Annotated in this window: 12 protein-coding genes; 3 read left to right on the top strand and 9 right to left on the bottom strand. The window is 68.2% G+C overall.

Features of this window, described 5'->3' with window-relative positions; translation table 11 throughout:
• Nucleotides 1-18 precede the first annotated feature (18 nt).
• The 7 genes from ACFTSA_RS02060 to ACFTSA_RS02030 all read right to left on the bottom strand — a co-directional run bounded on the left by ACFTSA_RS02060 (nucleotide 19) and on the right by ACFTSA_RS02030 (nucleotide 8,476).
• A complete protein-coding gene (locus tag ACFTSA_RS02060; protein WP_377949812.1) occupies nucleotides 19-1,149 on the bottom strand; it encodes an ABC transporter substrate-binding protein in 1,131 nt (376 codons plus the stop codon).
• Nucleotides 1,150-1,296: 147 nt separating this feature from the next.
• On the bottom strand, nucleotides 1,297-2,463 hold the full coding sequence (locus ACFTSA_RS02055; protein ID WP_377949203.1) for an RtcB family protein: 1,167 nt from the start codon (nucleotides 2,461-2,463) through the stop codon (nucleotides 1,297-1,299).
• Between the two features lie 235 nt (nucleotides 2,464-2,698).
• Entirely contained in the window at nucleotides 2,699-4,120 is a 1,422-nt protein-coding gene (locus tag ACFTSA_RS02050) for a sulfate adenylyltransferase subunit 1 (protein ID WP_377949202.1), read from the bottom strand.
• Nucleotides 4,120-5,067 (bottom strand): sulfate adenylyltransferase subunit CysD, encoded by a 948-nt coding sequence (cysD, locus tag ACFTSA_RS02045; protein ID WP_377949199.1) that lies wholly within the window; start codon nucleotides 5,065-5,067, stop codon nucleotides 4,120-4,122. The genes ACFTSA_RS02050 and cysD overlap by 1 nt, the downstream gene beginning before the upstream one ends.
• The gene (locus ACFTSA_RS02040) at nucleotides 5,064-5,777 is read right to left on the bottom strand and encodes a phosphoadenylyl-sulfate reductase (RefSeq protein WP_377949198.1); all 714 of its coding nucleotides are present in this window, start codon (nucleotides 5,775-5,777) and stop codon (nucleotides 5,064-5,066) included. The genes cysD and ACFTSA_RS02040 overlap by 4 nt, the downstream gene beginning before the upstream one ends.
• Nucleotides 5,774-7,513 (bottom strand): nitrite/sulfite reductase, encoded by a 1,740-nt coding sequence (locus tag ACFTSA_RS02035; RefSeq protein ID WP_377949195.1) that lies wholly within the window; start codon nucleotides 7,511-7,513, stop codon nucleotides 5,774-5,776. Before ACFTSA_RS02035 ends, ACFTSA_RS02040 begins: the two co-directional genes overlap by 4 nt.
• A gap of 156 nt (nucleotides 7,514-7,669) precedes the next feature.
• Entirely contained in the window at nucleotides 7,670-8,476 is an 807-nt protein-coding gene (locus ACFTSA_RS02030; RefSeq protein ID WP_377949193.1) for a sirohydrochlorin chelatase, read from the bottom strand.
• Nucleotides 8,477-8,536: 60 nt separating this feature from the next.
• Here ACFTSA_RS02030 and ACFTSA_RS02025 point away from each other — a divergent pair, with 60 nt between their 5' ends.
• The 3 genes from ACFTSA_RS02025 to ACFTSA_RS02015 all read left to right on the top strand — a co-directional run bounded on the left by ACFTSA_RS02025 (nucleotide 8,537) and on the right by ACFTSA_RS02015 (nucleotide 11,361).
• Entirely contained in the window at nucleotides 8,537-9,208 is a 672-nt protein-coding gene (locus tag ACFTSA_RS02025; protein WP_377949192.1) for a trimeric intracellular cation channel family protein, read from the top strand.
• A gap of 14 nt (nucleotides 9,209-9,222) precedes the next feature.
• Nucleotides 9,223-9,645, top strand: coding sequence for a hypothetical protein (locus ACFTSA_RS02020; protein ID WP_003804161.1), 423 nt, complete (start codon nucleotides 9,223-9,225; stop codon nucleotides 9,643-9,645).
• A gap of 681 nt (nucleotides 9,646-10,326) precedes the next feature.
• On the top strand, nucleotides 10,327-11,361 hold the full coding sequence (locus ACFTSA_RS02015) for an AAA family ATPase (RefSeq protein ID WP_377949810.1): 1,035 nt from the start codon (nucleotides 10,327-10,329) through the stop codon (nucleotides 11,359-11,361).
• Nucleotides 11,362-11,461: 100 nt separating this feature from the next.
• Here ACFTSA_RS02015 and ACFTSA_RS02010 read toward each other — a convergent pair whose 3' ends face one another.
• Nucleotides 11,462-12,562: a polyprenyl synthetase family protein gene (locus ACFTSA_RS02010; RefSeq protein WP_377949189.1), complete on the bottom strand. Its 1,101-nt coding sequence runs from the start codon at nucleotides 12,560-12,562 to the stop codon at nucleotides 11,462-11,464.
• Nucleotides 12,563-12,571: 9 nt separating this feature from the next.
• Entirely contained in the window at nucleotides 12,572-13,906 is a 1,335-nt protein-coding gene (locus ACFTSA_RS02005) for a geranylgeranyl reductase family protein (RefSeq protein ID WP_377949187.1), read from the bottom strand.

The raw sequence follows: 13,906 nt of genomic DNA, 5'->3' as shown, positions 1-13,906 counted from the left end.
GTGCAAATGCGGGCGGGGCTAGTCCTGGCCCAGCCCCGCAGCTGTGGTTTTTTCGGTGGCCACTGAATTCAGCGCCTGGAGGTCGAAAAGGCCGTTGAGGTCGGCCTGCTTGGTGGTACCGGCGTCGACGCCGTCCTGCAGCAGCTTCTTGAACGCTCCGGCCAGCGGGTCCACCGTGAACACGATGTTCTTCAGCGAGCGGTCGATGACGTTCTGTGCAAGTGCCTTGCCGGCGTCCTGTTTGAGGGCGGCATTGACGACGGCGGCCTTTTCGGCGGCCGGGGTGTCGTTGAGCCACTTCACGGACTCGACGTGGCCCTTGAGCAGGGCTTCCACGGTCTGCGGGTGCTCCGCGGCGAACTTCTTGTTCACGATCAGGATGGTGGTGGGGAACTCGCCGGGCTTGCCGGTCAGCGAACCGTCCCACAGGTCCTTCTCATCCACCAGGACCTTGGCGCCGGCCTGGAGCACCAGACGCGACGCCCACGGCTCAGGCAACCACGCGCCGTCTAGCTTGCCGTTCTGGAACAGCTTCAGGGTCTGCGCGTTTTCGGTGGGGTTGATGGCAACGTCCCCGCCGCCGTCGGTGTTGGTCTTGTAGCCCTGCTTGCCGAGCCAGGCGCGGAGCGCCACGTCCTGGGTGCCGCCGAGCTGGGGCGAAGCGAGGGTCTTGCCCTTGAGGTCGGCCGCGGTCTTGATCTCCGGCTTGACCACCAACTGCGCACCCCCCGAGGCTGCCCCCGCGATGATGCTGATGGATTCGCCCTTGCTCTTGACGAACGAATTGATGGCGGGGTTCGGGCCGATGTAAGTGGCGTCGATCGCGCCGGCGTTCAGCGCCTCGATCGCGGCCGGGCCGGCGTTGAAGACCTGCGTGCTGAGCTTGGTGTCGCCGAGCTCCTTGGCGATGAAGCCCTTCTGGACGCCGACCAGCGCGGCGGCGTGGGTGATGTTCCCGAAGTAACCCAGCTTCAGCTGGGCTGCCGGCGCGCCTGTCGCAGGGGCGGCCGAGGCATTGGAATTCCGCGCCACTGCCGACGCAACGATCGCGCCCACACTGATCAGCAGGACGAGCCCGAGAGCCAGCGCCACTTCCAGGGCGCGGCGGCGCTTGGGCACCTGGCTTTCGCCGGCCACAATGCGGGTCATGCCCGGCCTGGAAGTACTCATGGATTCACCATAGGGACTGGCGTAAACGGGGTTCAACGGAGCGGAAACCCGGGGTCACGCAGGTTCATGCAACGTCACATTCAGCCACAAAAATCCGCATGCGCCCGGGCCCGTGGAATTTCGGGGCTAATCCCCCTTGACATTGACCAGCTGGCGCAGCCGGTGCCGTACCTTCACCAGATCGGCTGCGTCGCGCATGACCTGGTCGATGGGCTTGTAGGCTGCCGGGATCTCGTCGATGAACGCCTCGCTGGCCCGGAACTCGATGCCGTGCATGGCCTCCTTCAACTGGGCCAGCGAGAACGTCTTGCGCGCTGCGTTACGCGAATACTCCCGGCCGGCACCGTGCGGCGAGGAGTTCAGGGAGGCGGTGTTGCCGAGTCCCTCCACGACGTACGACGCCGTCCCCATGGATCCCGGAATCAGGCCGGGGTCGCCGGCCTCAGCCTTGATGGCGCCCTTGCGCGACACCCAGACCGACTTTCCGTAATGCGTCTCCTGCTGGGTGAAGTTGTGGTGGCAGTTGATCCGCTCCGTCTCCGTGACCGGTCCGCCCACCCAGTCGCTGAACTGCCGGATCACGCGGTCCATCATTTCCTCGCGGTTCAGCAGGGCGAAGTGCTGGGCCCAGCGCAGTTCCTTGATGTATCGCGTGAACTGCGGCGTGCCCTCCTCCAGGTACGCGAGGTCCCGGTCCTCCAGGGTGATCCGCTTGTCGCGCGCCACGCCCTGCGCCACCTCGATGTGGTGCTGGGCGATCTTGTTGCCGACGCCGCGTGAGCCGGAATGCAGGAACAGCCAGACGGCGTCGGTCTCGTCGGTGCAGACCTCGATGAAGTGGTTGCCGGAACCAAGCGAGCCCAGCTGAAGGTCCCATTTCGCCACGTACTGCGCGGGGTTGAACCCGGCCTTTTCGGCCCGCCGGTGCAGCTCCGCGATGCGCGGCTCGGCGGTGGCCGTCACCTTGCGGTTGTTGTGGCCCGCGGACAGCGGAACGGCGCGCTCGATGCTCTCACGCAGCGGCTTCCGGTCCCGCGGCAACTCCTTGAGGGTGTACTGGGTCCGCACGGCGATCATGCCGCAGCCGATGTCCACCCCGACGGCGGCCGGAATGATCGCGCCGAGCGTCGGGATGACGGACCCCACCGTTGCACCCTTGCCGAGGTGCGCGTCCGGCATCAGTGCCAGGTGCGGGTAGATGAAGGGCAGGCGGGAGGTGGTCAGGGCCTGCTGCCGGGTCCTGTCGTCCAGGATCGACGCCCAGTTGATGAGCCGGCTGGTGATGGATTCCATGCTGCCTCCCACTGACGATCATGGTGGGGCGGGAGACGGGTGGCAAGGGCGGGCAGCCGGAGCGCCGAGATCGCCAACGCGGGTGCATGACCGGCCCTCCCCCGCAGGACCGGCCGGGGCCGTGGCCGGTCGAGCGGGGCACGGACGGTCCTGCGGGACAGGGCCGTCCGTGTGGACAAGGAAGGGCCCCGGTTCGGAATAACTCCGAACCGGGGCCCTTGCGCGGCAAAAGCGGTCAGATGCTGTAGCGCTCGTCCTCGTGGTCGCCCGGGTGGTCCTTGACCAGGCCGGCGGCGAGGGTGTTGCCGTCCAGCGGGTCGATCACCAGGAACGCGCCCGTGCGGCGGTGGTGCAGGTAGTTCTCGAGCGGCAGCGCGGCGGCGAGCCGGAGCTGCGCGTGGCCGATGTCGTTGAGCTCCAGGCTTGAGGCACCCTCGAGGTTGAAGGTGGCAAGGTCCAGCTTGCCGTTGACGCTGCGGACCAGGGCCTGCACGGTGCGGGTGCCGTGCTTGACCAGGACCTTGGCGCCCTCGCGGAGCGGCTTCGGGGACAGCCAGCACAGCTGGGCGTACAGGTCGGCGGTGCTTTCGCGGACCGTGCCGGCGGCGGCGATGGTGTCACCGCGGGCGACGTCGAATTCCTCGGCCAGGCGGATGGCCACGGACTGCGGCGCGGCGGCTTCCTCCAGGGAGGCTCCGGCGAAGTCGATGCCCACTACCGTGGTGGTGCGGGGATCCTGGCCGGGGGTCAGGACGGAAACCTTGTCGCCAACCTTGACCGAGCCCTCGGTGATCTGTCCGGCGTAGGCGCGGTAGTCACGGTAGGCCTCCACGTCCAGTCCGGCGGCCACGGCGTCGGGCGCCAGGGCGCCCTGCGGCCGGATGACCAGCTGTACCGGGAAGCGGAAGCTCTCCAGGTGGCTTTCGAGCTCATCGGCGGCGGGCAGCGTCTCAAGCACCTCGAGCAGCGCCGGGCCGGTGTACCAGGGGGTGCGCTCCGAGCGCTCCACCACGTTGTCGCCGTCGAGCGCGGACACCGGGACTACCAGCAGGTCGGTGATGCCGTCCGAGCCGAGGCCCAGCTCACGGCCAACCTTTTGAACGTCCGCCTCGATCTCGCGGAACACGGTCTCGCTGAAGTCCACGAGGTCGATCTTGTTCACGGCCACGATCACGTGCGCCACGCGCAGCAGCTGCAGCACGGACAGGTGCCGGCGGGTCTGCTCCAGGACACCCTTGCGGGCGTCAATGAGTACGACGACGGCATCCGCGGTGGACGCGCCGGTCACCGTGTTCTTGGTGTACTGCACGTGTCCGGGGCAGTCGGCCAGGATGAAGCTGCGGCGGTCCGTGGCGAAGTAGCGGTAGGCGACGTCGATGGTGATGCCCTGTTCGCGCTCGGCACGCAGTCCGTCGGTCAGCAGGGCGAGGTCGATGCCGCCCTTGTCGCCGCCGAAGCCGCGGTCCGAGGAGGTCCGGGCAACAGCCTCGAGCTGGTCGGCGAGGATCGCCTTGGAGTCGTGCAGGAGGCGGCCCACCAGAGTGGACTTCCCGTCGTCGACCGATCCGGCGGTCGCGAAGCGGAACAGCGAGGCAGAGGCGAGGGGGGCCTCGTCCAGGAGCGCCGCGGCGCGGGCGGTGTCAATGTCGGTAGTCATTAGAAGTAGCCGTCCTTCTTGCGGTCTTCCATGGCGGCCTCGGAGATGCGGTCATCCGCACGGGTGGCGCCACGTTCGGTGATGGTGGAGGCGGCAACTTCGATCACGACGTCGCGCACGGTGGCGGCAGCCGATTCGACGGCGCCTGTGCAGGACATGTCACCGACGGTCCGGTAGCGGACGGTCTTGGTGATGACTTCCTCGTGCGGCAGCGGCTGGGACACCTCGCCCACCGCGCGCCACATGCCGTCGCGGGCGAAGACCTCGCGCTGGTGGGCGTAGTACAGGCCCGGGAGTTCGATGTTTTCGCGCTCGATATAGCGCCACACGTCCAGCTCGGTCCAGTTGCTGATGGGGAACGCGCGGACGTGCTGGCCCACGGTGTGCCGGCCGTTGTACAGGTTCCACAGCTCGGGGCGCTGGTTGCGCGGGTCCCACTGGCCGAACTCGTCGCGCAGGCTCAGGATGCGCTCCTTGGCGCGGGCCTTGTCCTCGTCGCGGCGGCCGCCGCCGAAGACGGCGTCGAACTTGTTGGACTGGATGGCGTCCAGCAGCGGGACGGTCTGCAGCGGGTTGCGGGTGCCGTCGGCACGCTCGGCCAGTTCGCCGCGGTCAATGAACTCCTGGACGGAGCCGACGACGAGCTTCAGTCCCAGCCGCTCAACGGTCCGGTCGCGGAAGTCGATGACCTCCGGGAAGTTATGCCCGGTGTCCACGTGCAGCACCGGGAACGGGACCTTGCCCGGCCAGAAGGCCTTGGTGGCCAGGTGCAGCATGACCACGGAGTCCTTGCCGCCGGAGAACAGCAGGGCCGGCTTCTCGAACTCTGCCACCACCTCGCGGATGATATGGATCGCTTCGGATTCGAGGGTGTCCAGGCTGGAGAGGCGCGTTGAGGCGGCTGCGTCGGTCACCAGGGTGGGCTCCTCAGTTAGGAAAGTGCTCATACGTGTAGTCCGCATTCTGTCTTGTTGGTTCCTGCCCAGCGGCCGGCGCGGGGGTCCTCCCCGGGAGCCACCTTGCGGGTGCAGGGCTGGCAACCGATGGAGGGGTAGCCCTGGGCCAGGAGCGGGTTGACGGGCAGGAGGTTGTCGTCGGAGTACTGGACCAGCTGGTCGAACGTCCACGCGGCCATCGGGTTGACCTTGACCAGGCCGTTGGCCTCGTCCCACGTCACCAGCGGACTGTTGGTGCGGGTGGGGGCCTCGTCGCGGCGGACGCCGGTGAACCACAGTTCGTAGCCGGACAGCGTGCGGCGCAGCGGGGCCACCTTGCGGAGGGCACAGCACTGGGCGGCGTCGCGCGCGAACAGGTCCTTGCCCAGGAGCCGGTCCTGCTGCTCGACGGTGTTCTCGGGGAGGACGTCCACCACGTTGACGCGGAGGTTCGCGGCCACCTCGTCACGCGTGGCGTAGGTTTCCGGGAAGTGGTAGCCGGTCTCCAGGAACAGGACGTCGACGCCGGGCAGCTGGTCCGCGACCAGTGCCGGCAGGACGGCGTCGGCCATGGAGCAGGCGACGGCGACGGCGGGCATGTCGAAGTTGCGCACCACCCAGGCGATGACGTCGCGGGCCGGGGCGTCCCAGCCGAGTTCGGCGGCGCCGGCCTCGGCCAGGGCCTTCAGTTCTTCCTTGGAGCGAAGGGAGGTTACCGTCACTGGAGTGCCTCCTCGTCAGCGGCGTGTGCCCACTCGGCGAAGGTCTGGCCCTCGGCGCGGTCTGCGACGAACTTGCGGACAACCCGTTCGACGTAGTCGGGCAGGTCGGCGACGTAGACCTTCAGGCCGCGGACGGTGCGGCCGAGGCCTGCCTCTTCACGGTCGGCGGAAGCCAGCCCGCCGCCCAGGTGGACCTGGAAACCCGGCGTGGGGTCGCCGTCGGGCGTGGGGAGCATCATGCCCTTGAGCCCGATGTCAGCGGTCTGGATGCGGGCGCAGGAGTTGGGGCAGCCGTTGATGTGCAGCGACAGGGCCTGCGGGAGCTGGCCGCTCTCGGTCAGGTCGGCGAGGCGGCGTTCCAGCTCGGCGACGGCCGTGGCCGCGGTGACCTTGGTTTCCACGATGGCCAGCTTGCAGAACTCGATGCCGGTGCAGGCGATGGTGCCGCGGCGGAACACGGACGGGCGGGCGGACAGGCCCAGGGCGTCCAGTTCGGCGACGAGCGGCTCCACCTCGTTCTTCTCCACGTCCAGCACCACGATCTTCTGGTGCGGGGTGGTGCGCAGGCGGTACGAGCCGCGGGCCTCGAGGGTGTCGGCGAGCTTTACCAGCTGCGCGCCGGAGAGGCGGCCGGCGATGGGGGTGGCGCCGATGAAGAACTTGCCGTCCTTCTGCTCGTGCACGCCCACGTGGTCACCCGGGGTGGACGGCTTGGGCGCGGCGGGGCCGTCAGCCAGCTTGTAGCCGAGGTATTCGTCCTCGAGGATCTGGCGGAACTTCTCCGGACCCCAGTCGGCCATGAGGAACTTCAGGCGCGCCTTGGTGCGCATGCGGCGGTAGCCGTAGTCACGGAAGATGCTGGTGACGCCGAGCCACACGTCCGCGGCCTGCTCCGGCTTCACGAAGGCGCCGAGGCGCTTGCCGAGCATCGGGTTGGTGGAGAGGGCGCCGCCGGCCCAGAGGTCGTAGCCGATGCCGAGCTCGGGGTGCCTGACTCCGACCAGCGCGAAGTCGTTGATCTCGTGCACCACGTCCTGGCTCGGATGGCCGGTGATGGCGGTCTTGTACTTGCGCGGCAGGTTGGACAGCAGCGGGTTGCCGATGAACCGCTCGCCCAGCTCTTCGATGAGCGGGGTGGGGTCGATGATCTCGTCCTTGGCGATGCCGGCCACCGGGGAGCCGAGGATGACACGCGGAACATCGCCGCAGGCCTCGGTGGTGGACAGTCCGTTGCTCTCGAGGCGCCGCCAGATCTCGGGGATGTCCTCCACGCGGATCCAGTGCAGCTGGATGTTCTGGCGGTCCGTGAGGTCGGCGGAGTCCCGGGCGAAGTCCACGGAGATCTGGCCGATGACGCGCAGCTGCTCGGTGGTGAGCGCACCGCCGTCGATCCGGACGCGCAGCATGAAGTACTTGTCCTCGAGCTCATGCGGCTCGAGCGTTGCGGTCTTGCCGCCGTCGATCCCGGGCTTGCGCTGCGTGTAGAGGCCCCACCACCGGAAGCGGCCGTGCAGGTCCTGGCCGGGGATGGCGTCGAAGCCTTCCTTGGCGTAGATGGACTCGATACGCTCCCGGACGTTGAGGCCGTCGTCTTCCTGCTTCCAGGTTTCGTTGGCGTTCAGCGGCGTTGTTCCGTCCACCTTCCACTGGCCGTGGGGCTTGGCGGCGGGGCGGGAGGCACGGGCGGGGCGCGCGGGCTTGTCCGTGGACGCTCCGGCTAGAGCTGTATCAGTCATGCATCGACTGTAGAGCCGTCCCGAAAAACGTCACAAAGGCCCGGAAATGCTAAGTCACCTAAGGAAACATTTCGTCATGACTCGCCGGGAGGCCTTGAACGGCGCCGCCTGCTGTGCTTCCGGCCCCTGGCTCCGGGGCGCCTGTCAGGACCCTCTTCAGGAGTTGACAGCGTGGGCCGCCAGCGCGGCGTCGTACCGTTCCAGCGCGATCTCCGCGAGCACCGGCGAGGGCAGCAGCGGCTCGGTCACGAGGTCCGCGCCGGCCTTGGCGAGCTGGTCGTGGAAGAAGCCCGGCGCCAAGAGGTACGAGGCCACCACCACGCGGCCGCCGACGCTCACTCCCCCGGCAGACTCCCCTGCCCCGGCACCGCCCGCTGCTTCCTCGCGGAGCATGGCCACGGCTTCCGGCACCGACGGCTTGGCCGATGCCCCGTATGCGGGCATGATCCGGTTGGAGCGCAGGGCCCGCAGCTGCCCGGCCAGTTCCTCGACGCTGACCGCGGCGTTCGGGTTGGAGGAACCCGCGGCGGCGAGGACGATCGAATCGTTGTCCGTAACACCGGCCTCCCGCAGCCGCCGGTCCAGCAGGGCGGCGAGGCGGGGGTCGGGCCCCAGCGGCGCCGCGGCCGCCGTGCCCGGCCGGCTCTTAACAGCCTTCGCGATGTCCACTTTCACGTGGTAGCCAACGCTGAGCAGCAAGGGAACGACGACGGCGGAAGCACCGGCGGCGCCTGGGCCGCCGGCGGCAGCACCGCCGTCGGCCGCCACTGCGGAAGCGGCGGGGTCTGCGGGGAGCCCGGCCACCACGTCGACCAGATCGGGCTGCTGGACGTCCACGTACGCTTCGCGGACATCGAGCCCCGGACGCAGCGCGGCGATGGCGTCACGGAGTGCGTTGACCTCGGCGGCACCCTGCGCGTTGGATGTTCCGTGGGCGCAGGCGATCAGGATCGGGCTATTCATAGGGGCTAGCGTAACGTTGGAGCTGCACTGTCCGCCCCTTGAAATATGCCGGGACGCTCCATGACATTTTCTTTTGACACCGCCCTGGCATGGCTGGAACTGGCCGGCATCTTCTTTTTCGCAGTGTCTGGCTCGCTGCTCGCCGCCCGGAAGCAGTTCGACGTCATGGGATCCCTGCTGCTCGCCTGCATGGTCTCGCTGGGCGGCGGTGTGATCCGCGACATCATCCTCAACGCGGGGCCGCCCGCGGCGTTCAGCAACCCCGCCTACCTGGTGCCGCCCCTGCTGGCCACCGGGCTGGTGTACTTCCTGTTCTCCAGCGTGCAGCGCTACACGTCCCTCCTCACCCTGTTCGACGCCGCCGGCCTGGCCCTGTTCTGCATTACGGGCACACTGAAGGCGCTGTCATATGGAATGAACCCCATCTCGGCGGCGCTGCTCGGGGTCACGACTGCGGTGGGCGGCGGCCTGCTGCGCGATATCACGGCCAACGAGGTGCCCCGCCTGTTCGACGCCCGGGACCTCTACGCCCTGCCTGCCTTGCTCGGCGCCGTCCTGACCGCGATTTTGTGGGAACTTCGGGCGTTCAATCCCTTCTCGGCATGCGCTGTGGCGGCCCTGGTCTTCGCGTTCCGGGTGGTCGCCTGGCGCTGGTCGTGGCGCATTCCGCTGGCCGTCCGGGGGTGGCACCGGCTGGGTCTGGAACCCGGGAATTCGAGGGGCCGGGATTAGTTAGGATAAGAGCCATGACTGACATGTTCCTCGAGAAGTTCCGTGCGCTTGTTCCGAAGTATCTCGAAGACGAATGGCAGGAAGAGGACGGGCTGTCCGCCGAGGAACTGGACGCGGAGCTCTCCGATCACCAGTTCACGATCCCCCTGGTGCTGCGCGAGTTCTACCTGGCGCTGGGCGGGTGCGAGGACCTCATGGAGGCCTACCACTACTTCTGGGACCCTGAGGAACTCGAGGTGGATGACGAAGGCTTCCTCATGTTCCTCGAGGACGAGGAAGAAAACTTCACCTGGGGCTTCCGCATCGGCGACCTGAGCGTCCCGGACCCCATCGTGTACCGCCGGAACAACGCCCGCGGCCAGTGGAAGAGCGAGGAAGGCACCTTCTCGGAGTTCGTCTTCGACATGTTCGACTGGGCCTTCAACGACGAGGACTAAGTTTCGGCTGCTGCTTGGTGGTTCCGCGACCAAACCGGGGCACTTAGGCCGGAGACACGCCGGGGATTGGGCCCTAGCCGGGACTTGGAAGTACGACGGCGGGACTCACCACGCGCCGAAGGCTCCCCGCCGGCGCAGCTCAAGTACCCAAGCACGTCGGCGGCCATCCGCGCAGGGTGGTTGACGACGTCGTCGTAACCGAATCGCAGCCCAAAGTGGCCGTCGACACGGGACACGACGGATTTGAGGCGAAACCGGCCCTCAGCGGCCGCAAAGTGCCCCATGACGGCGCGGCGCCCGCAGGAGGACCGCAGGAGGTGTGTGACACGCCAGTTAACAGAAGAGTTTGCAGATGTGACAAAGCTGTCATAGAGTGTTTCTCGGATCCACTGAATGCCTCCGGTGGATTTGATGCGAACGGAGAGGCGGCCCCGGTTCCGCGCAGCGTTTGACTCGTGACGCTGCTCAGAACCGGGGCCGTTCCGTTTAAGCAGGTCGCCCGGCTCATGCAGCGCCGGTTAAACAAGGAAGGCCCGGTACCTTGGGGGGCGGGCCTTCCTGTTTCACCTTGTCGGCCTGGGCAGCGTCCCGGCCTGCAGCTTTTTGACTATCCTTGGTGCCGCGGTCAGCACCGAAAGCACGGCCAGTGCCCGGTCGGGAATCAAGTACTACAGTGGATGCATGGCTTCCAGCCGCCATCCGCTCGACGACCTGCGCGAAACCCTCGGCCATCTGGCCGATCAGCTCAAGCTGCCCGGTTCTGAGCGCGTCGACGACCTGGTCGGCGATCTCATCGGTGCGAGGCCCGGGCCGGCCCGGCCGCTGTCCGAGGTGCAGGCCGAGCTCGACGCGTTGGTCGGTCTGGAGACCGTGAAGGAACAGGTGCGGGCTCTCGTCGCACTGCTTCAGGTCCAGGCCCGCCGTAAGGCGCACGGCCTGCCGGAGGTGGCTACTTCACAGCATCTGGTGTTCCTCGGAAACCCGGGCACCGGCAAGACCACCGTGGCGCGGCTCCTGGCCGAGATGTACCGCGCGGTCGGCCTGCTACAGAAAGGCCACCTGGTCGAGGTCGACCGTTCAGGCCTGGTTGGACAGTACGTCGGCTCGACCGCCATCAAGACGGACCGGGTGATCCGGCGTGCGCTGGACGGCGTCCTGTTCATCGACGAGGCGTACGCGCTGGCCCCGGAGGACGGCCGGACGGACTTCGGCCCCGAGGCGATCGAGGTCCTGCTCAAGCGGATGGAGGACCACCGCCACCGCCTGGTCGTGATCGTGGCCGGGTACCCGCGGCTGATGGAATCGTTCTTGCTCTCGAACCCCGGACTGCGCTCCCGGTTCGCCCGCGAGATCACGTTCCCCGACTACTCCGTCGACGCACTCCAGACGATCTTCCACCAGATGCTGGCGCAGCACGAGTACACGCTGGAGCCGGGTGCGGACCACATGCTGCGCCGCATCTTCACCGGGCTCCACGCAGGCGAGGACTCCGGCAACGCACGGTTCGCCCGCACGCTGTTCGAGCAGGCGCTCAACCGCCAGGCGCTGCGGCTGTCGCTCGACGGGGAACAAAGTCTCGACGCGCTCGATCGTGAGGCCGTCATGACGCTCACCGCGGACGACATCGTCGGGGCCGCGCTGGCCTTGGGCGAGGAGCCGGAGCCGGAACCAACGCCGGAGCCGGAGCAGCCACGCTGGTGGCGCTGGCTGGTCTGAGCGGAGCACAGCTTTCCTACCCACCCCAAGCTTGCTCGCCACGGCCGGCTTTCAGGGCGCAGCTCGCCTGGAGGCGGGCGCCCCTTCGCTGGCAGAAACGCTAGCTGGCGCGGTCCACCACGGCGTGTGCGAAGCTGGACAGCGAGGCCTTCACGACGCCCTCGGGCAGCGGGTCCAGCGCGGCGATCGCGTCGGCCGCCCAGGCGCGGGCCACCACCCAGGACTCCGCGGTGACGGGGTGCTCGCGCAGCCCGGAGACGGCTTCGGCGAGGGCTTCGTCCGAGGACAGGTCGCCGTCGATCAGCTTGAGAAGTTCGACGGCGGACCGGTCACCGTCCGCCGCAGCGTTGCGGAGCAGCAGCACGGGGAGAGTGGGCACGCCTTCGCGCAGGTCGGTCCCCGGGGACTTGCCGGACTTGACCTTCACGCCCGTGACGTCGATGACGTCGTCGGCCAGCTGGAACGCGACGCCAACCTTTTCGCCGTACTCCACCAGAACGTTCTCGTAGGCCGCGTCGGCGCCGGAGAAGATGGCGCCGAACTGGCCGGAGGCTGCCACCAGGGAACCGGTCTTGTCCGCGATCACGGACAGGTAGTGCTCCACCGGGTCCTCGTCCGGGCGCGGGCCGACGGTTTCGTGCAGCTGGCCGAGGCACAGCCGCTCGAAGGTCCGGGCCTGGATGCCGAGCGCGCGGGAACCGAGCTCGGACACCAGGATGGAGGCGCGGGCGAAGATGAGGTCGCCGGTGAGGACGGCCACGGAGTTGCCCCACACCTCGTGGGCCGTGGGGGCGCCACGGCGGAAGGGCGCGGAGTCCATGACGTCGTCGTGGTACAGGGTGGCCAGGTGCGTCAGTTCAACCACGACGGCGGCCTGAACCACGGCGGGCAGCGACGCGTCGCCGAGGTGGGCGCAGAGCAGGGTCAGCAGCGGGCGGATACGCTTGCCGCCGGCCTCCACAAGGTGACGCGACGTTGCGTCGGCCAGGGGGTCGGAGTTGGCGATCGCTTCGCGGAGTTTCTTCTCCACCCGGGCCAGGTTGGTGGTGATGGCAGGGCCCAGGTCGGGGTCTTCCGCGATGGCCGCGAAGCCTGCCGGCAGCTGCAGTCCGGTGGCGATGGCTGTGGTGTTGAGGCTGGGTTCAGAGTCCGGCAGGCCGTGCCCGGCGTGCGTCCAGCTGTGGTTCGCGGAGTTGGTCACGGGTTAACCCTAACTTTTTGTTGCGGAAACCGCTGATTTGGAGCCGGAGGGGGCCAGGGCGGAGGTGTTGGACGTGGCCGGAACCAGCAGTTCGAGCACGCGGATCACGCGGTCTTCGAAGCCCTTGGCCGACGGGTCGGTCAGGTTGGCCAGCAGCCGGACCACGAAGCGCATCAGCACCGGAATGGGCATCCCGGTCCGGAGCGCAAGCTTCATGACGGCGGGCTTGCCGATCAGGGCAGCGAAGGCACGCCCCAGCGTGAAGTGGGATCCCCACTGTTCACGCACATAGTCCGCGTACCCGGCGAGCCGGGCGTCGGCGTCGGACGCGTACCAGCCGGATGACGCGGCACGGGAACTGGCATCGATGATGAACTCGGCCGCGAAGCGGGCGGACTCCATGGCGTAGGAGATGCCCTCCCCGTTGAACGGGGAGACCATGCCGCCGGCGTCGCCGAGGAGGAGCAGGCCGGGTGAGTAATGCGGGGTTCGGTTGAAGCCCATGGGCAGGGCAGCGCCGCGGATCTCCCCCGCCTGGTTCTCAGGGACGAAACCCCACTCGGCGGGCATGCCGGCGGTCCACTCGCGGAGGACCTGCTTGTAGTCCAGCTTGCCGAATTCCCTGGAGGAGTTCAGGATGCCGAGGCCGACGTTGGACGTGCCGTCGCCGACGCCGAACACCCAGCCGTAGCCGGGCAGCAGCTTGCCGTCGCGGCCAGGAAGTTCCAGCCAGCCTTCCATCCAGTCGTCGTCGTGCCGGGGGCTCTGGAAATAGGTGCGCACGGCGACGCCCAGGGGCCGGTCGTCGCGCTTCTGGATGCCGAGGGAGACGGCGGTGCGGGTGGAGTTGCCGTCGGCGGCGAGAACGACGTCGGCACTGAAGTCGAGCGTCTCCCCCGTCTTCCGTCCGGACTCGTCCAGGATCGCCGCACGCACGCCGGTTACCCGTCCGTCCCCGCTGCGCAGCGCCTCGGTGACGCTGTGGCGTTCCAGCACCGTGGCGCCTGCGGCCTGGGCATGGCGGGCGAGTTCCTCATCGAAGCCCAGGCGGGTGCGGATCAGGCCGTACTGCGGGAAGTCGGACACCTCGGGCCAGGGCAGTTCGAGGCTGCGGCCGCCGGCGAGCAGGCGCAGGCCCTTGTTCCGGCGCCAGCCGTCCCGTTCGGGGTGCGGCAGACCGAGCTTCTGGATCTCGCGGACAGCACGCGGGGTGAGTCCGTCGCCGCACACTTTTTCGCGCGGGAAGCTGGTCTTTTCCAGGACCGTGACGTCAATGCCGGCCTTGGCGAGGTAATACGCGGCGGTGGATCCGGCGGGACCCGCGCCAACAATCAGTACTTTCAC

Origin of the sequence: Arthrobacter sp. NPDC057013 (assembly GCF_042674585.1) — a bacterium.
Classification (GTDB): domain Bacteria; phylum Actinomycetota; class Actinomycetes; order Actinomycetales; family Micrococcaceae; genus Arthrobacter.
This window is presented reverse-complemented; position numbering and strand designations above follow the sequence as displayed.